Below are 19,178 nucleotides of genomic sequence, written 5' to 3'. Positions count from 1 at the left end.
GCGTCTTTGTCGGGCGTGTGGAGCAGACATGTCCGAGTACAAGATCTGGGTGTTCATTCATATCCTGCTGTTCGTTTATTGGCTCGGTGCGGATCTCGGCGTATTTTTGCTCGCACGCGTCGCGCGCACAGCAAGTTTGTCCTTCGCCGAACGGGCATTTTCCCTGAAGATGGCGCTGGTTATCGATACGACGCCGCGCATCTGCTTCGCGCTGATGTTCCCCGTAGGCCTCGCTCTGTGTGACGCCGGCGGCTATGTCGATATACCTGCCGTCTGGCAGGCGCTGGCGTGGTTGATTGCCGCAACCTGGATTGTCCTGCTGGTTCAATTGGGGAAAAGCGCTGGCACCGCGCGCGCCGAGCGTCTCAATCGCCTGCACCTCGCTTTTCAGGCGCTCGCAATGCTTGGCATAGGCGGCGCGGGAGTGGCATCGCTGCTCGGTTCGGGACCATTTCCGCCTGCCTGGCTCGCCCTGAAGGTGACGCTCTTCGCAACCATCTTCGCGCTGGCGATCGGGATCGACCATGCGTTTCGACCTGTCGCACCGGCTTTCGCCCGGCTTGCCGTCGAGGGAAGCAAGCCGGAAATCGAGACCGACATCAGCGCGGGTATCAATAGCGCCATCCGCTACGTGCTCGCGCTTTACGCGACGTTGTTGATCATTGCATTTCTTGGCGTTACGAAGTCGTTCTAGCGCAAGTAAAGGCTCAAATAAGTCGGCCCAACAGCACAAAGGACCCGACGGCCATGGCGACGCCGGTCACCTCCGCTGTCGTCAGGCGTTCCCCGAATATCAGGTAGCCGATGCCGACCAGCAACAGGCTGCTGCTCACCGCGTACAGGACTCCCGCTGTGCCCAGTTTCATCATCTGCATCAGGAAAACCCAACCGACGGCAAAGGCAAGCGTTGCCACGGTGCCGAGGACAAACCAGAAATTCATGAACGGATGGGATTGGTGGCTGGCTGCCTTGAGACAAGTGTCTGCAGCTGCGCCGAGGACACTGAGCACGATGGCAAGGACTATGCCGGCATATGGACTGGACATGTTTTGCGAAATGTTGTTCCACATCGAAATATCTCCGTTATTGCGAGTTCGATTGACAGGTTGAGGTAATCCGCAGTCGTTACGATCGGCCCGCGGTCCGTGTGAGCTTTCGACAGACGCTGTCGAGTCGCGCCACGATATTGTCGATATCATTGCGAGTGCTGATCAAAGGCGGCGCTAGCATGACCGTGTCGCCTTCGGCGCGGACGATCAGGTCGGCATCCGCGCACAGCCTGCGAAAAGTCTGCCCAAGGAGCCCGGCAGGTGTGTCGTTACCGCTGCTTGCGTCCTGCCGCCGCAGTTCGATCGCGGCCATCAGGCCGACCGAGCGCACCTCGCCAACACTCGCGTGTGCGCCGAGGTTTCCCAATCGCATGGCCAGATAAGGTCCGGTCTCGCGGCGAATGGTTTCTACCACTCGTTCGCGGTGGAGAATTTCTATTGTTTTGTTGGCAACCGCGCACGAGACGGGATGCGCGGAGCAGGTGAATCCGTGTTCGAATTCGCCGTCATGGTCGCGAATGACCTCGGCTATTTCATGTGACAGCACGGTCGCCGCGAGCGGCGCATAGCCGGACGTCAGTCCTTTGGACATGGTCATGACATCGGGCGTGAAGTGTTGGTGTTGGCAACCGAACCACACGCCGGTGCGGCCGAATCCGCAGACAACTTCGTCGGCGATCACCAGAACACCGTAGCGCTGCGCGATGCGTTCTATGGCAGGCCAGTAGGTCGCCGGCGGTATGATCACGCCGCCCGCAGCCTGGATGGGTTCGGCGATGAACGCGGCCACGCGATCGGGCCCGCAGCGCAGGATTGCCTCTTCGAGAGCGCGGGCGGCTGTCAGGCCGAATTGCTCCGGTGCCTCGCCCTTACCTTCGGCAAAGTGGTACGGTTGGCGAATATGCATGATCTCCGGCAGTGGCAAACCACCCTGCGCATGCATGCAGGCGAAGCCTCCGAGGCTCGCGCCGATGTAGGTACTGCCGTGGTAGGCGTTGTGACGAGAGATAATGACCCGCCGCCTCGGCTGCGCGCGCAGTTCCCAATAGTGGCGTACGGCTCGAATCGCAGTGTCATTCGCTTCGGATCCGGAATTGCTGAAGAACACCTGATCAAGTCCCGTCGGGGTCAGCGAGGCGATGGTATCGGCGAGTTCGATGGCGGCCGGGTGGGTCGCGCCGAAGAAGCTGCTGCAGAACGGTAGCTCGTTCAGCTTTGCGGTTGCTGCGGCAACGATTTCGCTCTGGCTGTAGCCGAGTGTTACGCACCACAGGCCAGACATGCCGTCGATGTATCGGCGGCCATTGGCATCGATGAGGTGTATTCCCTCACCGCGCACGAAGACCTGAGTGCCCTGCTCGCGCATGCGGCGGTGATTCGTGAATGGGTGCAGAAAATGCGATCGATCGCGTGCTCGCAAGCGAGGCAGGCTGCAGCCGTCGGCTGACGGCGGTGCGAGGCGGGTTTTGCCCCACTGTGTCCGGCTTGATTGCCGGGTGGCTCCAAGTGCGGGTAGGGGTTCTGGCCGGGCCCAGGCAGAGGGTGAAGGTCGAGTCATGCTGAGGTCCTTGTGATCAGCGGGCATTGCGTGGCGGTGCCACGGCGTAAGCGTCGCCGAACCGGCTTTACAAGTACGGACCACGTCCGGATCATTCACGGACCCTTTTCGGACTGGCTTCATTTTCACGATGACCGACCCTGGTAACGCTGGCGCAGAACGGATCTACCGCTTCGCCGATTACGTCGTCGACGCGGGTCGGCGCGAAATACGCCGGGACGGCGAGGCGGTCGAACTGCAGCCAAAAGCCTTTGATTTGCTTGTGTATTTGATCGAGCACCGCGAGCGGGCAGTCGACAAGGACGAACTACAGTCCGCCATCTGGTCTGATGTCATCGTGACCGAGGCGTCCCTGACCAAGGCCGTGCGCCGGGCGAGACTTGCCGTGGGCGATGATGCCGACCGCCAGGGCGTTATCGGCACGGTGCACGGCCATGGCTATCGATTCGTGGCCGAACTCACGGACGCCAGTCGTGCCCCGCAGCGCGGCACGTTGCCGCCTGACGCGCCTGCAGGACCCGGATCCCTGCCTCCCCCAGGTCCGCCTGCGCCCAAGCGCTGGCCCCTGTGGCTTGCCGCTGCGGTAATGGCACTCGTCGTCGGTTACGGCTCGTTCCGGCGTGGTGTCGAGACCGCACAACAGGCCCCGGTACGGATCGCTGTGCTGCCGGTCGAGAATCAGACGGGTGATGCAGATCTTGACTGGACTCGACTCGGATTGATGAGCGTACTCGCCGATGGCCTGCGAAATGCCAACTTTCGGGTCGTTGACGATGGCGACGTCGTTCGCCTCAGCAGTGTGCAACAGGCCAACGCGAGTACGCGGACTGCAGCCTGGTTGGCGCAGACACTACGACAGGCCCACGGTGCCAATTTCCTGGTCGCAGCGCGGCTCGAGAAGCAGGGCGATGTCTACCGCATGCGCACCGAGCTACGCGGCGATGACCGCTCGGCGGGGGATGCCATGTTCGCCGGAGCCGATTTGCTGCAACTTGCACGCAATGCTGCAACCAGGGTTGCTGCGGAGATGGCTGCCTCACAGCGATTACCCGCGGTTGGCGAAGCGATCTCCGATGATCCATTCGTCAACGAATCCTATGCTCGCGGACGGGCACTCGAGCTCGAAGGCAGATGCACCGACGCCAAGGCGCTCTTGAGTGCGGCAATGGTTCAACAACCAAAACTGCTCGAACCCAAGATGTTCTATGCCTCTTGCGCACGCATTCTTGGCGAGACGGCGATCGCCGAGAAGATGTTCCGCGAGTTGCTGCAACAGCTCGATGAGCGCGACGCCCGCGCGCCTGCCACACGCCATCTGCGTGCCAATGTTCTCCTGCGTCTCGGCATCCTGCTCAATCGCACCGGGCGAATCGATGAATCCGACGCAACTTATGCCGATGCAGAAGCGATCGCTCGCGAACTCGATGATCTCGATCTGGTCGCTCACATACTTGTGAACCGAGCTTACATCGCCGAGGATCGTAGTCAGTTCGCTTTGGCGCGCGAGCACCTCATGCGGGCTCTGGGTCTCTTTCAGGAGGCGAGGCGCGAGATCGTCCCCGGCAATCTCTACGGGGCACTGGCCAATATCGCGATCGACGAAGGCAGGCTAGATGACGCGGATCGCAATTACCAGCTGGCGGTACAGAATTTCCGCTTGGTCGGCGATCGTCGCAACGAAGCCATGATGCTCAATAATCAGGGGTTATTGAAGCGCGAGCAGGGCAAGCTGGATGACGCCGAGGCATTGCACAAGGCATCGGCCGAAATCCGGGAAGCCATCGGCGATCGCCAGGGTCTCGGCCGGGTAGAGAACATGCTGGCCTTGTTGTACCTGGCTCGCGGCCAATTTGATCTCGCAATGCCGCGTATCGAAAAATCGCTGGCAATCGCCCGCGAGGGCAATGACCGGTTTTTCGAAGCAGTGACGATTGCTGACAGAGGCGACATCCATCTTGCGGTGGGGCGCCTGGATCTCGCCCAAAGAGACATCGACGAAGCAGTTCGCATATTTCAGGAGCTCGGCAACCGGGCCTACGTTTTGCAACTGTCCGCGAAACGCCTGGAAATAGACCGCAGGCAGGGCAGGTTCGCCAAAGCGCAACGAGCCGGGGTGAGACTCCTGCGCGAGGCGCAGGCAGAGAAACAGGATGTTGCCGAGATCGATCTGCTGGCCGTGCTCGCCAGCATTGCCCGTGATCGAGGCGAGAGGTCGATTCAGATCGGACGGCAGGTCGAGGCGCTCGAACGTGCGCGCAGTGTCGGGCACCAGGGGAAGGTAGTCAGTACATCGATTGCACTCGCGGAGTCGTACATGGAAGACGGCGCGCTGTCCAAAGCCGAGCCGTTGCTCGGCACGCTGGTCGATGCGCCGGAATCCTATGAGCTCATGCGCCTTCGCGCCGCATGGGCCGATGTACACGGCGAGGCGGTCGCGGCCGCGACGGCCATGTTGCGCGCCAAGGCATTGGCGGGGCAACGTTGGTCGGAGGCAGATGCTGCCGCATTGCTTCGTTATCAAGCAATACGTTGAGCTGTCCCGCCTGCGCCCTGAGTGCGGTATATTGCCTTGCCATGTCGATTGAGCGTCGAAATCCGGTATCGCGCATGATGGCGCGACTGTGCCGGCAGTATCTCAGGCACCAGAACGGCTACTCATACGACTTCGTTCGAGGCGGCGAGCAGAACGTTTTGCGCAGATTGGCGCAATTACCTGTCCGGACCATATTCGATGTAGGCGCCAATGTCGGTGACTGGTCGAAAATCGCGGCTCGCTACCTCCCGCAGGCGAATTTCCATACATTCGAACTCTCCGCGGCGACCTACGCGAGCCTGGTGGAGAATCTCAACGACAGTCGGTTTCGTCACAACCACTGCGCGCTCTCGGATCAGACGGGTACGCTCACCTACAAGGATTACGGCGCGAATTCGGGCGTAAATACCATATTGACGCAGGCGGACTACCACGATGCGCGTATCACGCCCAAGGAGATCAGCGCGAATGTCACCACAGGCGACCTCTACGCGAAGGCGCACGGCATCGAGGCCATCGATTTCCTGAAGATCGACGTGGAGGGAGCCGAGCATCTGGTATTGAAGGGATTCGCCGGCATGCTCGCGTCGGGTTCAATTCGCTGTCTGCAATTCGAATATGGTTACACGAACGGCGACGTGCATTTCCTGATGCGGGATTTCTACAAACTGCTCGGTGGATATGGTTATGTCATTGCTCGTGTGCGGCGTTGGCCGCTCAAATTCGAGGAGTTTCACTACTCTTTGAACGATTTCGATTCCGGCCCGAACTACCTGGCAATTCAAAAGGGTGATACCGAAGCGCAGGCCGCGCTCACAGCCTGACGCTTCGCTTCGTCAGCCGCGACCCGGCTGGAGTCGTAGCCCATCCAGAAACTCGCGGACGCGTTCGCGGAAACCTTCGCTGCTGGTAACAGTCGTGCCTCCCGAGAGTACGAGAATGAAATCGCCCCGCAATGTCTTATTGACCTCGCGCAGATGCCTGGTGTTGATCAGGCACGAACGACTGATACGCAGCATGGGCTCGCTGCGTAGTGTCTCTTCGGCGTGCTGAAGCGTGCTACGAGCATGAAAACTCTCGTTTCCGACAGTGATCCTCACGTAGTTGCGGTTCGCTTCGACAACCTCGATGGCGCTCACCTCCAGCATCTGAAAACGCCCGTTCGCTTCGGCGAGCAGGCGTTGTGGACCGGGCGCGTTCGCCTGCGGCGGCATGTTCAAGCGTTCAAGTACGCTGGCGAGAGCCTGCTCACGATCCATCGCGGACTCGGCGCTGTGGCGATGCCGTACCCGCTCGACCATTTTTCGAAACCGGATATCGTCGAATGGTTTCGTCAGATAATCCGCAGCGCTCACTTCGAACGCCTGCAGTGCAAATTCGTCGAAGGCGGTCACGAAGACAACAATGGGCGGTGACGGGTTCTGAAGTCCCGCGGCGAGGTCGATGCCGCTCATGGTGTCCATCTTGATATCGAGGAATACGACGTCGGGATTTTCGCTGCGAATCGCAACGAGTGCGGCGCGCGGATCGCCGAACTCGCCGATGATCTCGATATCGTCGAATAGCCCGCAGCCATCACGGATGGCGCGCCGTCCCGCAGGTTCGTCATCGACAATGACAACCCGAAGCCGTCCGGTGATCCTGGCTTGCGCTGTTTTGCGCTTGTCGCTCAACTGGCACCCGGCAGGTCGCGCAGCATCGGCATGTCTATGGTGGCGCACCAGCGGTGGTCGCCACTTGCGCCCGACATCAGCTGCCCGCGCTCGCCAAAGTGCACAGCGAGACGCTCGCGAGTGTTGCTCGTGCCAATGCGCTCTTCGGATATGCGGGGCGACTCTGCGATGTCGTTGCAGACCCTTAGCTGAAGTCTGTCACCCTCGGCAATTGCCTCCAGACTGACCCGATTCGGGCCGCTATGGCCGGCCAACCCATGAGTCACCGCATTTTCGATCAGTGGTTGCAGGATCAGGCTCGGAACCCACGCGTCGGGCAATTCTTCAGTTGTCGGTAGCTCGAATGTCAGTCGATCGACGAAGCGCTGCTGCTGCAGTGCCAGGTACACGCGCGCAAACTCGACTTCGTCCTGTAACCTGCAGAATTCCTGTTCGCCCGCGCGCAATAGTCGCCGCAGCATGTCCCCCAGTTGCACGACCATGCGTTGGGCCGCGGGCGGATCCCAACTGATCTGCCCGCGGATGACATGAAGCAGATTGAACAGCGCGTGCGGCGAGAGCTGCATGCGCAAAGCGGACAGGCGTGCACTGCTCCATTGTCGCTGCAGCGCCTGCATATGAACCTCGATGTCGCGGTAATTCTTGTAGATCGCCGCGGCTGTCACAAGTGCGAGGCCAAATCCATAGCGCACCAGGAAGTCGGCCATGGTCGACAGTCCTGAGGTCAAAAGGTAGCTGCGCAGCATGTCGAAACGGCTTGCGTGGCCGTGCAATGCCTCCTCGGCAAACATGGCCGCAAGCTTGTCGAGATCGCACAACATCGTGGCGATGAGCAGTGCAGGTCGCGCGAGCAGGGTGAAGCCGAGGCCCAGAAGCAACTGCAACGGCAGGCGGCGCCAAAGTGGCCGCCAGCCGATGCGAAGCGATAGCCAGTAACAGCCAATCAAGGCAGGTAGAAGCAGCAGGTACTGCAGCAGGCGTGCGTCCCAGGTGGCGAATACGCGTTCCGTCGCCACGGCCATGACCGATTCATTCAAACCATAGACATACAGCACCGCAGATACGCCCGCGTACAGCCAGTAGATGGTCGTGATGCCAAGGAGTACTGGCCATTGCAGTTGGTAGCGGGCGTACGCGGCCGATTGATTGACTGGGGTCGTCATGGCTTGACCGCAAGAATAACCCGTTGGCCGTGCTTCGCGACGCAGTTGGCTCGATCACGGGGACCATCTCGTCCTATGCGGGGACGGGGCCTGCGGCAGCCGAGTGCAAGCGCGCACCTGCGATCGAAGAACCTGCGCGCCGCGCGGCCCGGTTCGTCGGTACCGGGGATGAGCTCGAGAGCCGGACATGGCGATCCATGTCGCACATGGGGTTTCATAAGTCGTCGGTCAAAACACAGGCGATGAAGGAGAGCAACATGTCATCGAAAGGCCTCAATACGGCGCTCGTCAGTATGGTGCTGGGTTGCGCGATTTCACCGGCGCCCATACTGCTGCAGGCGGGTGAGACGGCGGAGGGTGCACCAACCATCACGGTAAGCTATGCGGATCTGAACCTGGCCTCGGTCGAAGGCGCAAAGACGCTATATGGACGCATCAAAGCAGCGGCCCGGCTTGTCTGTCCATCGGTAGGTCGTACCGAATTGCATCGGCAACAGCAAATCGACCAATGTCGCCGCGCCGCCATCTCGCGTGCCGTGCAGCAGGTCGATAGCACCGTGCTTGCTTCTATGCACGCAACGGACTCGGGCCGAACCTAGAGTCGCAATTGCCGAGGTGGGCGCGCCGTTCGATACGGCGGGCCTGCCTCAGGCAAGGCGCAGTCGGAATTCGCGTCGTACCAGCATGAGGCTCAACAAGGCCTGCAGTGCGAGACTGGCAATCGACAGATACCACAGATGGCGCAACTCAAACCACGGCTGGCGCGCCAGCCACCACAGCGGCAAGGCGAAGGTCAACATGCGTGATGCGCTGCTTGCGAGCGAGGGCAGTGTATTGCCAAGACCCTGAAATGTACTCGAGCACGTAAAGACAATCCCTGAGCCGACGAAGTTCCAGGCAATAACCTGCAAGAACAGCGTGCCCACCGCGACGACATCCGGCTCTGTCGAGAAAATCCGTATGAACCAATCCGGGTGAATCTGGCATACGAGGGTCAGCGCCAGCATGACGACGGAACTCATCGCGGCGGCGGCGCGGAACGCCTGGCGAACTCGCGAGAAATGTCCTCCGCCGAAATTCTGGCCGACCACAGGCGCGACCGCGAATGCGATGGCCATGGCGGGCAGGAAAATGGATTGCATCACGCGCGAACCTATGCCGAAACCCGCCTGGGCCTCGGTGCCGAACTGACGGGTTACAATGTAGATAAGAACGAAATAGATGAACATGAACGCGAATTCGCCGCCCGCTGGCAAACCGACGCGCAGAATGCGGCCCCAGGTAGCGAATCGCGGTGCCCATAATGCGCGCTGCAGGGAAACGTACTTTTCAAGCTTGATGAAGTACGCGGTGAGCAGCAGGACGCCCGTGCCGATGGCGATCGAACTCGCGAGGCCTGCGCCAGCGACACCGAGGGCGTGCCCGGTTCCCCAGCCAGCGATGAGAACAGGCGCCAATATGACGTTCATGAGGACGGTTGCCGCCTGCACGACCATGGTTGGTTTGACAATGCCCGTGCCGCGCAGCGCCGATCCCATCGACACCATGGCGAATTGCAGCGCGAGACCCGGCACGAACCAGTAGAGGTATTCCGTGCCGGCGCGTGCAGTCGCGAGGTCCGCGCCCATCGCATTCATGTACAGGCGCGAACCGCCAATACCGAAGATCAGGGTCATGGCGGCGCAAAAGGCCGCAATGGCCAGCGACTGGTTGAACACCAGATTCGCTTCGGCCTTGTCCCCTCGACCGACAGCCTGTGACACCAACGCCACGACCCCGACGCCGAGGGTCTGGGTCATGGCGAAAATGATCAACATCACGTTGCCAGCGGCGCTCACTCCCGCGATCGCCGCATCGCCCAGGCGCGAGACGAAGAACAAATCAACTATGTAATAGAGAGTCTGCAGCAACATGCCGGCGAGTATCGGTATCGCCATGGCCAGAATATTGGCCCCGATCGGTCCCTTGGTGAGGTCTTTCATGGTTCTTCGTTATGCGCGAGCGCGCAGAAGGAGGCTGGACGCCGCGCATTGTATGCCAGCGCCGGCTTTGGCGGGCGCCAATGCCAGGCGCGGCGTGGGCCTAGCCGTGGGCGGGCCGGTCAGAATCGAAATGGGCCGGGGCTCAGCACTCGTCCTGGCGCAGGGTCTCGATCTTGATTACTTTTTCGCGGCGCATATCGACCTGCACACAGGCACCGACGATGATGGGCCCGCGCATGGCGATGATTTCGGTAAGCGCATCAGACGTAATCTGACGTGAAGCTATACGCCATAACCCCATGTAATTCCTGGGTATGAGACTGACTTCACCGACAAATCGAGTCTCCCCATAGCCCTGCGGCTCGCCGGAGATCGCGGCCGATGTTGTCAGCACGGCACAGGCCGCGAGCAGCAACGACTTTCCCAAAGTTCCAGTTGCCATGAGACGTCCTCCTGCAATGGAAGGCCATCGTCGAACGTTTGCGGCATTCCGTCAAGCGCCGGGCAGTTCGTACCTCGACAGCGGTGTACAGCGGTGCTAGCGTCCGGCCAAGATCCCGTCGGAACTTACAGGCCATGTCGGAGATGGGAGCCAACGATCGTCGCATCATAAAGCGCGCGGTTGCCGTGTCGCTGCTTCTGCATGCCTCATTGATTGCATTATGGCGCGTGCCGACATCGTTGACGGCTGACGCGACCGTTCCCATCGATTTGCGTTTGTGGCTGGAGGCCCCGGGCGAGGAGAGCATCGATCACAACGAGGTGGCCGATGTTCGATCTTCTGCATCGACGGCCGAGCCGCAGCCCCGCGCGGCTCCCATGGCGGAGGTCGGTGAGTCGATGCCTGTCACGTCCACAGCCCCGCCGGCGGCGGTCGCGCCAATGACGGAACCGTTGGTTGCGGACGAATCAATGCCAACTTCCGACCCGGCGATCGATACCGGGCCGGCGCCCGCCTCAGCTGTCGCTACTGAAAGCGATGCTCTCACCACGACCGCAGTAGCTGAATTCACCTCGGCGGATTCTGCGTCGCAGACTACGGCTGTGGCGGAGACGGAAAAGAACATGCTCATCGAGAAGTCCCGCGAGATCGTCCGTAAATGGGGGAACCGGGCCAATCCCGCGCAACCCGTGACGTGGCGGCGCGATGGCCGGCGGTACACGGTACGTCTTGAACGCCCGCCAGCGACCGAGCTCATGGATCTGGAACGCGTTACCGTCATTGTAACGACCGACGTCGCCGGTCAGATGCTTGAAACGCGCATGCAGATGAAGCGACTGGCGTTCTCGAATTTCACCCATCTTGTCGACGAGTGGGACGAGACCATGCAGTTGCATGATGACGAGTTCTTCGGACGCTTCCACAGCAATTCACCCATACAACTCGGTTGGATCAACGGGGTCGGACCGCGCTTCCATGGTTCGGTTTCGAGCGCCGCCCGGCAGTACGTCGTTACACGGCAAGGTTTGGGCAGTCGGGTCGCCGATCTTTTTCCAGACGGCATCAGATTGCGCGCCGCACCGATTCCATTGCCGAAACTCGAACTTCCAGGTGACGGTTCGAATCGCAACTCAAGTGAGTCGCGGCAACGCGTTTTTGATCGCGATACCCAGATCGTGTTCTACTCGGATGGCAGCTACGGTTGGCAGGATTTTGCCAATGACGTGCCGGAACAGCGCGAGACCGTCGGCGACACGCCGCTCTTTCTCATGGCGAAACCGGGTGTGAAGCTACGTGTACGTGGCCGGGTACGCGGCCGGGTGCTGGTGTTTTCACGTGATGAGATAGAGATCACCGGCGATACGGTATACGCCCGCAACGTGCGCCGAGGCGAACCGAGCGACGATTTCCTCGGCCTGGCCTCGGACCGCGACGTACATATCGCCGACCCGGACGTGACCGGACCTGGCGATTTGATGGTCGATGCTGCGGTCTATGCCCGGCAACGCTTCGTTGTGCGCCGGCCATATACACGCAGTTCTTCGACACTATCGATATTCGGTAGTCTGAGCGCGGGTACGGTTTCGGTCAGTGAGCCACGCTACGCGATGAAAGTTCGCTACGACCCGCGTTTTGAGCAGCGCCGGCCGCCGGGATTCCCGGTCACGAACCGCTACGATCTCGACAGCTGGGACGGTCACTGGTCGCAGGTTTCGCCGCAATAGTATTGTCTGTTGCTCCCCGCACGCTTCGTCGGCACGGCCGCATTGCCTTGCAATCTCCTCTGGCAGCGCAGAACATGGCCGGCTGAAATTTGCGACCTGATTTCCCGTATCGTGCATGCCGCCGCGCTTTCCTGACTCCGCTTTCAAGGTAATCAACCCTCTCGTGCGTTGGTTGTTGCGTTCGCCGTTTCACCCGCTTTGGTCATCGAATCTGATGTTGGTGACTTTTCGCGGTCGGCGCAGCGGCCGCATGTATACGACGCCTGTGCGATACATGAGGGATGCCGACACCGTTCGCTGCTTCACAGCAAGGACCAACCAGTGGTGGCGAAATCTGCAGGATGGCGCCGAAGTCATACTGACAATTGCGGGGAAGCCCCACGCTTACCGTGCCGATGTAACTGTTGACGATAAGCCCGCCATTCGGACCAAGCTGGAAAGATTTCTTGCGCGATTTCCACAAGACTCGCCGTATTATCAAATTCGGCTCGACTCCGCGCGACGACCGCTAGCTGCTGACATTGATCGGGCGGCTACCGTGACGATCATGGTAGAGGCGCGGCGCTTGCCGACGACAGGGGGCAGTTGAATTCCTTGCCACGAATTCTCGTGCTGGGCGGCCATGGGTTCATCGGCCGACACGCGGTTGCCGCTCTCAATACTCGTGGCGTCCCGGTCACGATTGGCACGCGCACTGCACGGTTGGGTCAAGGGATCAACGGCGAAATGCCGATTCGACTTGAAGAAAGACTTCGCGCTTCGGATTGGTGCGAACTTGTAGCCGAGTTCGACGTAATCCTGAACTGCGTCGGGATACTTCGGCCTGTTCGCGACGCAACCTATGATCGCATTCATCACCAGGCACCTTCTGCCATTGCCGAGGCTTGTACTGGCAGCAGGACCCGGTTCGTGCATGTCTCGGCGCTCGGCCTCGGTTCGCGAGATCGCAGCGGATTTCTCACCTCCAAAAGGAATGGCGAACAGGCGATCCAGTCTTTTGCGGCCAATTGGATAATCGTGCGTCCGTCGCTTCTGGATGGCGATGGCGGCTACGGTGCTGCCTGGCTCCGCGGCGTCGCGCGCCTGCCAATTTTCGCGGTGCCGGCCGATGCGCGAGGTCGGATTGCGGCGCTAATGGCCGGTGACGCCGGATTAGCGCTCGCGCAATTGTGTCTCGCATCGGACACCGAACTGGGACTCGCCGACTCACGCATATTCGAGCTCGGCGGAACACAGTCTTTCATTTTCGAGCAGTATATCCGTGGCTTGCGCCGGCGTTATTCGAGGCGCCGGTCCATTGCGATTCCCATACCTGGCATCGCGGCGAGGTTGGCCGCACACGTTTGTGACTTGCTCCGACTGACACCATTCTCTTTCGGTCATTGGGAGCTGCTGCGCCGGGACAACGTGCCGCGGATCAATCGCTTGCCCGAGCTTCTGGGTCGTGATCCCACTCCAGTTATTCGTTGAGCATTCCCCGGTCGGTCGGTTCGCGCAATTCGGGGCATACTCATTGCCCTGCAGTGGCCGGGGATTGCACTGAAGTTGCAATGTCGAGACAGATTTGCTCTGCTGGGTTCGATTCTTTTCCAGTGACCATCGGGGGTCGCGCATTTGGGTCAGGAGGTAATTGAGGAAGCGTTCACGGTCCGCCATCACACGGTGTTCCGCGAGCGTCTGCGCGACGAGACGAAACACCTGAAGCGCTGGTTTGACGAGCGCCGTTTCGCGGCCGATTCGAACCACAGCGTCGGCATCGAGCTTGAGGCCTGGTTGGTCGATGCGGATCACATGCCGACACCACAGAACGCGTCGTTCATCGCGGCCTGCGGTGATGAGCGGGTGGTTCCTGAATTGTCACGATTCAACTTCGAACTCAATGTCGCGCCGCAGGTCCTGCAGGGGCGTTGCCTCACGGGCATGCATGATGAGTTGCGCAGTCTTTGGACACAGTGCGACAGCACCGCGAGGCAACTTTCCATTTTGCCAGTTGCGATCGGCACGCTGCCGACGATCCGCGATGACATGCTGCAGCCGGACTGGATGTCAGATTCCGCGCGCTACCGCGCGTTGGGTCAGGAGCTCATGCGGCTGCGCGGCGAAAAGCCATTGCATGTGCGAATCGAGGGTGACGATATACTTGATCTTCATTGCAATCACATCATGCTGGAGGCGGCCTGTACGTCACTGCAGGTTCATCTGCAGGTCAATCAGGACGACGCTGTCGATTGCTACAATGCTGCAATACTTGGCGCTGCGCCGCTGCTAGCGGCGGCCACCAATTCACCGTTCCTGTACGGCCGATCGCTCTGGGCTGAGACCCGCATTCCCGCCTTCGAGCAAGCCACCGCGGCGCATGGATTTCGTGATGCACACGGCAACGAGGTACTGCGTGTGACGCTTGGCAGCGGATATCTGCGCAAGTCCATGTTCGAGCTGTTCCTGGAAAACCTCGCATACCCGGCGTTGTTGCCCTCGCTCGATGAGAATTGCGACAGACTCGGTCATTTGCGCCTGCACAACGGCACTATATGGCGCTGGAACAGGCCGATCATCGGATATGGCGCCGATGGCCAGGCACATTTGCGTATCGAGCATCGTGTCATGCCGGCCGGGCCGTCGGTGGACGATACCATGGCGAATGTGGCGTTTTGTTGCGGTCTGACTCTTGCGATCGCCGATGACGAGACTCCCGCAGAGCAATTGGCCACATTCGAGCAGGCGCGGCAGAATTTTTATCGTTGCGCAAGGTTCGGCCTCGAGGCAGAGGTCATCTGGCGTGGCAGCACAACTCGAGTGCAGCAGCTGCTGCACGGCTTTCTTCTGCCGGCGGCCCGCGAGGCATTGGCGCGACGCGATATTGCCAGATCTGATCTTGACTATTACTTCGACGATATTCTGCTGCCTCGTATCCTGTCCGGCCGCACTGGCAGTACCTGGCAGCGCGCTTTCAGGCACACCCAGGCAGCGAGTTTTCAGGCTCTGACTGAGCGCTATGTCCATTGGCAGCGCTCCGGCGTGCCCGTACACACCTGGACGATTTGAGCGCGTGTTTGCATGAGACTTGATCAACTGCGTGCCATCCCAGCGCGTCTTGCGGAAATCGAATTGCACGATATCCAGAGTGCCCTGCCGAACCCGACACTCATCAGCGTCGCCGGCGAGGAGGGTCCGCCTTTGTTCGTTTCGACGTTGCTGCATGGCAACGAGACGACGAGTTTCGCCGTCCTGCAAGCGCTGGCGCGTCGCTTTGCCATCGCCCGGCCGCCGCGTGAGCTGTTGATTTTCGTGGGCAATGTCGAAGCCGCTGCGGCGGGTGAGCGCCTGCTCGGGGGCCAACCCGATTTCAACCGGATCTGGTCGGGCGGCGGCACGGGTTTTCACGCGATCGCGGCCGAAGTCACGCGCATTGCGCGCAACGCCCAGCCCTACGCAAGTGTGGATATTCACAACAACACCGGCCGCAATCCGCATTATGGCTGTATCAATGTTCCGCAGCCGCCACACCTGGAGCTCGCACGATGGTTCGCGCCGATTGCGGTGAGCACGCGAACTCCACTTACGACGCAATCGATGGCCTTCGGCCAATTCTGTCCCGCCCTGGCACTCGAGTGCGGCTTGAGTACTGATACCGACGGCGCTTCGCATGTGCTCGAATATTTGCAGCGAGTGATGGCGGTTCGCCGAATTCCGCCCCTCGACATCAGTGCTTCGGATTTCTCCCTGTTCGAAACTGCGGGACGAATGGTCATCGATCCGGAAGTCAGTTTTTCGTTTGGTGACGGTGCGACGGAAGCTGTGTTCCGTTCGGATCTCGATAGCCTGAATTTTCGAGATCTGCAGGCCGGAGAGATTCTGGGCCGGTGCGAGGGTGATGCGCTGCCAATCCGTTTGCTCGACGAATACGATACCGATTTGACAAGCGACTATCTGGCCCTGCAGGGCAGGGATATCGTTTTGCGCCAGCCAGTGACTCCCGGCATGCTGACACGTGATCATCGTGCGGTCCGCCAGGACTGCCTGGGCTACCTGATGCACCCGGCGACACGGAGGAAAAACCCGAGTCGGCGGGGACCAATGGGAGCGGGCACTGTAAAGTAGTTGCACATCTGTCATGAATCGGGAGCAGAATACGCGCCAAATTCCAAACTCTTAGGGGAGTGTCATGGATCGGACTTTGTCTCGACGGGCGGTTCCCGCTCTGGCTTTCCTTTTGATCGGTGCCACGGCCTATGCTGAATCGGCCGCGCCCGTTCGAAATCCCGACGCGATACGCAGTCTTGCGGCCGAAAAGGCTGGTACGGAAGTCAGCGTCAGTCCCGCGACCGGCACGGTGCGATTCATGCGCCGGCCGCGTTCCGCGGCTGCTGCACGCGCACCCTCGGGGGCGCGCACTGCGACGAGTGACCAGACACTGCGCAACAACTCCAGCGCGTTCATATCGAGTCACGCGAGCGCGCTCGGTCTGCGCACTGGTGCGGCGGAACTCAAGCTGCGTCGCGCCTACCGGGACGACCTGGGCCTTGCCCACCTGACCTACACGCAGGAGTACGCGGGCTTGCCCGTGTTCGGTGCAGTTCTGAAGACGCACCTTGACGCGAATGGCGAGGTCGTCGCAGTGACAGGTACGATGGTGCCTGACATCGATGTCTCTTCGGCACCATCGCGTAGCGCAGCACAAGCATCGGCTGCCGCCGTCAAATTCGTTGCAGGACCGACACGGGCCAAGGATCTTTCGGCGCGCAACAGTCGCCTTTTGATCTACCGCGAGGGCCTCGCAAAGGGCGTCGACGGCGCCAATCATCTCGCTTATGAGGTCGAGGTTGGCAATGGCGACAATGTGCGCGAATTCGTCTATGTCGATGCGCATAGCGGCAAGGTGATCGAGCAGTTGACAGGCACGCCCGATGCCATGAACCGTCGTGCCTACGATGGCCAGAACCTGCCGTTCGTGCCGCCCACCTATCCTGGAACCCCGTTCTGGGTGGAGGGCCAGGCCTTACCGACCGGCGTTGCGGAAGCGGACAACATGATCGCCGCTTCGAAGGATACCTACGATTTTTATTTCCGTGGATTCGGCCGCGATTCCTTCGACGGCGCTGGCGCGACCATGGACTCGATATTCAACCGTGGCTATGCCTGTCCCAATGCCTCGTGGAACGGCATTTTCATTTCGTTTTGCCCAGGCATGACCAGTGACGACGTGACCGGGCACGAATGGAGCCATGCCTATACGGAATATACGGATGGTCTTATTTATGCTTGGCAGCCTGGCGCACTGAACGAGGCATCGTCGGATATTTTTGGCGAGACGATCGATCGCCTCAACGGGCGCGGCACGGATACACCGGACAACGCGCGCAGTGCGGATGCCTGCACGGTGTTCGGCGGCACGCCGCCACCGACACTGACAATCTCCGGTGGCAGCGCGGCCGGTAGCTACTACGCGCGCGCGTCGGTCAACGAACCGCCGCGACCGTTCACTGTCGGACCAACGCCGATGGCCCTGGCAAGTCCTGCTGGCGCCTGTACGGCTGTGACCGGCGTAGCGGGCAGCATTGCCATCGTTGATTGGACCTTGAACGCAGCAGGTGGCAATGAATGCGGGTCAGGGACGCGCGCGGCCAACGCGCTGGCCGCGGGTGCGACGGGCATCATCTTCGTCGCGCCTCCCGCCGGCCTTCTGAATCTTGGTGCCAGCACGGCGATCGCGAGTGTCGAAGTCACCTACGAGGATGGCGCCAGGATCAAGGGCGGTCTGCCTGCATCGGCAACGATCGAGCTCGGTGTTGGTACCGACAACTCGGTACGTTGGCTGGTCGGCGAAGACGATACGGCCGTTGGTCTCGAAGGCGCACTGCGCGACATGTGGACCCCCGCGTGCTATGGCAACCCGGGCAAGGTATCGGCGCCCGAGTATTCGTGCAGCGCGGCCGACAATGGCGGCGTGCACAACAACTCCGGCGTCGACAACCACGCCTATGCCCTGATGGTCGACGGCGGTGATTACAATGGCCAGTCGATTCGCGGTATTGGCCTGACCAAGGCGGCGCACGTTTATTTCCGTGCGAAGACGCAGTATCAAGGGCCGGCGACCGACTTCGCGGACCATGCCGACGCGCTCGAGCAATCCTGTTCGGATCTGGTGGGCGTCAATCTCGCTTCCTTGACGACCGGCGCACCATCGGGCGAGTCGATTACAGCAGACGACTGCGCACAGGTTGCCAAGTCCATGCTGGCGGTGGAAATGCGGTCGCCGCCCGTGCAGTGCGGCTTCCAGCCATTGCTGGCCAAGGAGCCTCCGGCGCTTTGTCCGGCGGGCACGCGCTATCGGCGCATCTACCTGCAGGACGTCAACAAGGCCAATCCGCGCGAGCTGCGTGATACGGACTGGCGTGCGAGCCATGACGGCACCACGGTCGACTTCACCAGGCGTGACTGGGTGATTGCGACGCAATTGCCGGGTGACCGACGTGGCAAGGCGTTCTTTGGTGCGGATCCGACATTCGGCACCTGTGCTCCCGGTGGCGACGAGACAGCCGTACTGCATCTTGACAGCCCGACCATCGAGCTGGAAGACAAGGTGAAATCACCGCGACTCGCATTCGATCATTGGGTAGCCACAGAAGCGGGCTGGGATGGCGGCAACATCAAGATCAGTGTCAACCGCGGTCCCTGGCAGATCATCAATGCCTCGGACATTATCTACAACCCCTACAACGCGACGTTGTTCACCGCCGCCCAGGGTAATACCAACCCGATTGCCGGAGAGCCGGCCTTTACGGGCACGGATGGCGGCAGTGTTGAAGGAAGCTGGGGCCAGACGATCATCGACCTGTCGCCTTATGCCAAGGCGAAGGACAAGATTCGTCTGCGCTTCGATATCGGCAACGATGGCTGCGGCGGCAACGTCGGCTGGTACGTCGACGATGTCGAAGTGTTCTGGTGTCGTGACCGGTAATTGTGGACCCGAGCCCACTTTGAGTACAGGTTAGGATCCTTGAATCGTTGAGTGGGGGCGTCCAATTGGACGCCCCTTTTTTTTGGTTGGGCA

General features: G+C 60.6%; 15 protein-coding genes. 9 read left to right on the top strand and 6 right to left on the bottom strand.

Annotated features, from left to right (window positions below):
- Positions 1 to 28 precede the first annotated feature (28 nt).
- Positions 29 to 694, top strand: coding sequence for a hypothetical protein (locus tag R3E77_11800; GenBank protein ID MEZ5500096.1), 666 nt, complete (start codon positions 29 to 31; stop codon positions 692 to 694).
- Between the two features lie 13 nt (positions 695 to 707).
- On the opposite strand, the gene R3E77_11795 is transcribed toward R3E77_11800, so the two are convergent.
- Positions 708 to 1,046 (bottom strand): hypothetical protein, encoded by a 339-nt coding sequence (locus R3E77_11795; protein MEZ5500095.1) that lies wholly within the window; start codon positions 1,044 to 1,046, stop codon positions 708 to 710.
- Between the two features lie 79 nt (positions 1,047 to 1,125).
- The gene (locus R3E77_11790; GenBank protein MEZ5500094.1) at positions 1,126 to 2,607 is read right to left on the bottom strand and encodes an aminotransferase; all 1,482 of its coding nucleotides are present in this window, start codon (positions 2,605 to 2,607) and stop codon (positions 1,126 to 1,128) included.
- A gap of 130 nt (positions 2,608 to 2,737) precedes the next feature.
- Here R3E77_11790 and R3E77_11785 point away from each other — a divergent pair, with 130 nt between their 5' ends.
- Complete coding sequence (locus tag R3E77_11785) at positions 2,738 to 5,140, top strand: tetratricopeptide repeat protein (GenBank protein ID MEZ5500093.1); 2,403 nt, start codon at positions 2,738 to 2,740, stop codon at positions 5,138 to 5,140.
- Between the two features lie 41 nt (positions 5,141 to 5,181).
- Positions 5,182 to 5,964, top strand: coding sequence for an FkbM family methyltransferase (locus tag R3E77_11780; GenBank protein ID MEZ5500092.1), 783 nt, complete (start codon positions 5,182 to 5,184; stop codon positions 5,962 to 5,964).
- 12 nt (positions 5,965 to 5,976) lie between these two features.
- Here R3E77_11780 and R3E77_11775 read toward each other — a convergent pair whose 3' ends face one another.
- A complete protein-coding gene (locus R3E77_11775) occupies positions 5,977 to 6,813 on the bottom strand; it encodes a LytTR family DNA-binding domain-containing protein (GenBank protein MEZ5500091.1) in 837 nt (278 codons plus the stop codon).
- Entirely contained in the window at positions 6,810 to 7,976 is a 1,167-nt protein-coding gene (locus R3E77_11770) for a histidine kinase (protein ID MEZ5500090.1), read from the bottom strand. The genes R3E77_11775 and R3E77_11770 overlap by 4 nt, the downstream gene beginning before the upstream one ends.
- Positions 7,977 to 8,005: 29 nt before the next feature.
- On the opposite strand from R3E77_11770, the gene R3E77_11765 reads away from it, so the two are divergent.
- Positions 8,006 to 8,575: a UrcA family protein gene (locus tag R3E77_11765; protein MEZ5500089.1), complete on the top strand. Its 570-nt coding sequence runs from the start codon at positions 8,006 to 8,008 to the stop codon at positions 8,573 to 8,575.
- Between the two features lie 48 nt (positions 8,576 to 8,623).
- On the opposite strand, the gene R3E77_11760 is transcribed toward R3E77_11765, so the two are convergent.
- Complete coding sequence (locus R3E77_11760; GenBank protein MEZ5500088.1) at positions 8,624 to 9,958, bottom strand: MATE family efflux transporter; 1,335 nt, start codon at positions 9,956 to 9,958, stop codon at positions 8,624 to 8,626.
- A gap of 142 nt (positions 9,959 to 10,100) precedes the next feature.
- Entirely contained in the window at positions 10,101 to 10,400 is a 300-nt protein-coding gene (locus tag R3E77_11755; GenBank protein ID MEZ5500087.1) for a hypothetical protein, read from the bottom strand.
- 227 nt (positions 10,401 to 10,627) lie between these two features.
- Here R3E77_11755 and R3E77_11750 point away from each other — a divergent pair, with 227 nt between their 5' ends.
- The 5 genes from R3E77_11750 (at position 10,628) to R3E77_11730 (ending at position 19,085) form a co-directional block, all read left to right on the top strand.
- Positions 10,628 to 12,124, top strand: coding sequence for a hypothetical protein (locus tag R3E77_11750; protein ID MEZ5500086.1), 1,497 nt, complete (start codon positions 10,628 to 10,630; stop codon positions 12,122 to 12,124).
- 609 nt (positions 12,125 to 12,733) lie between these two features.
- Entirely contained in the window at positions 12,734 to 13,594 is an 861-nt protein-coding gene (locus tag R3E77_11745) for an NAD(P)H-binding protein (GenBank protein ID MEZ5500085.1), read from the top strand.
- A 144-nt stretch (positions 13,595 to 13,738) separates the two neighbouring features.
- The gene (locus R3E77_11740) at positions 13,739 to 15,169 is read left to right on the top strand and encodes a hypothetical protein (protein MEZ5500084.1); all 1,431 of its coding nucleotides are present in this window, start codon (positions 13,739 to 13,741) and stop codon (positions 15,167 to 15,169) included.
- A 12-nt stretch (positions 15,170 to 15,181) separates the two neighbouring features.
- A complete protein-coding gene (locus tag R3E77_11735) occupies positions 15,182 to 16,225 on the top strand; it encodes a succinylglutamate desuccinylase/aspartoacylase family protein (GenBank protein MEZ5500083.1) in 1,044 nt (347 codons plus the stop codon).
- A 64-nt stretch (positions 16,226 to 16,289) separates the two neighbouring features.
- Entirely contained in the window at positions 16,290 to 19,085 is a 2,796-nt protein-coding gene (locus tag R3E77_11730) for a M4 family metallopeptidase (GenBank protein MEZ5500082.1), read from the top strand.
- Positions 19,086 to 19,178 lie beyond the last annotated feature (93 nt).

This window comes from Steroidobacteraceae bacterium (assembly GCA_041395505.1).
Taxonomy (GTDB): Bacteria; Pseudomonadota; Gammaproteobacteria; order Steroidobacterales; family Steroidobacteraceae; genus JAWLAG01.
The sequence above is the reverse complement of the archived record's forward strand: the minus strand, read 5'-3'. Positions and strand labels throughout refer to the sequence as shown.

Coding starts and splice junctions, on each gene's coding strand:
- R3E77_11755 (MEZ5500087.1), bottom strand. CDS start 10,400: ATGGCAACTGGAACTTTGGGAAAGTCGTTGCTGCTCGCGGCCTGTGCC.
- R3E77_11800 (MEZ5500096.1), top strand. CDS start 29: ATGTCCGAGTACAAGATCTGGGTGTTCATTCATATCCTGCTGTTCGTT.
- R3E77_11760 (MEZ5500088.1), bottom strand. CDS start 9,958: ATGAAAGACCTCACCAAGGGACCGATCGGGGCCAATATTCTGGCCATG.
- R3E77_11795 (MEZ5500095.1), bottom strand. CDS start 1,046: ATGTCCAGTCCATATGCCGGCATAGTCCTTGCCATCGTGCTCAGTGTC.
- R3E77_11785 (MEZ5500093.1), top strand. CDS start 2,738: ATGACCGACCCTGGTAACGCTGGCGCAGAACGGATCTACCGCTTCGCC.
- R3E77_11780 (MEZ5500092.1), top strand. CDS start 5,182: ATGTCGATTGAGCGTCGAAATCCGGTATCGCGCATGATGGCGCGACTG.
- R3E77_11770 (MEZ5500090.1), bottom strand. CDS start 7,976: ATGACGACCCCAGTCAATCAATCGGCCGCGTACGCCCGCTACCAACTG.
- R3E77_11735 (MEZ5500083.1), top strand. CDS start 15,182: ATGAGACTTGATCAACTGCGTGCCATCCCAGCGCGTCTTGCGGAAATC.
- R3E77_11730 (MEZ5500082.1), top strand. CDS start 16,290: ATGGATCGGACTTTGTCTCGACGGGCGGTTCCCGCTCTGGCTTTCCTT.
- R3E77_11790 (MEZ5500094.1), bottom strand. CDS start 2,607: ATGACTCGACCTTCACCCTCTGCCTGGGCCCGGCCAGAACCCCTACCC.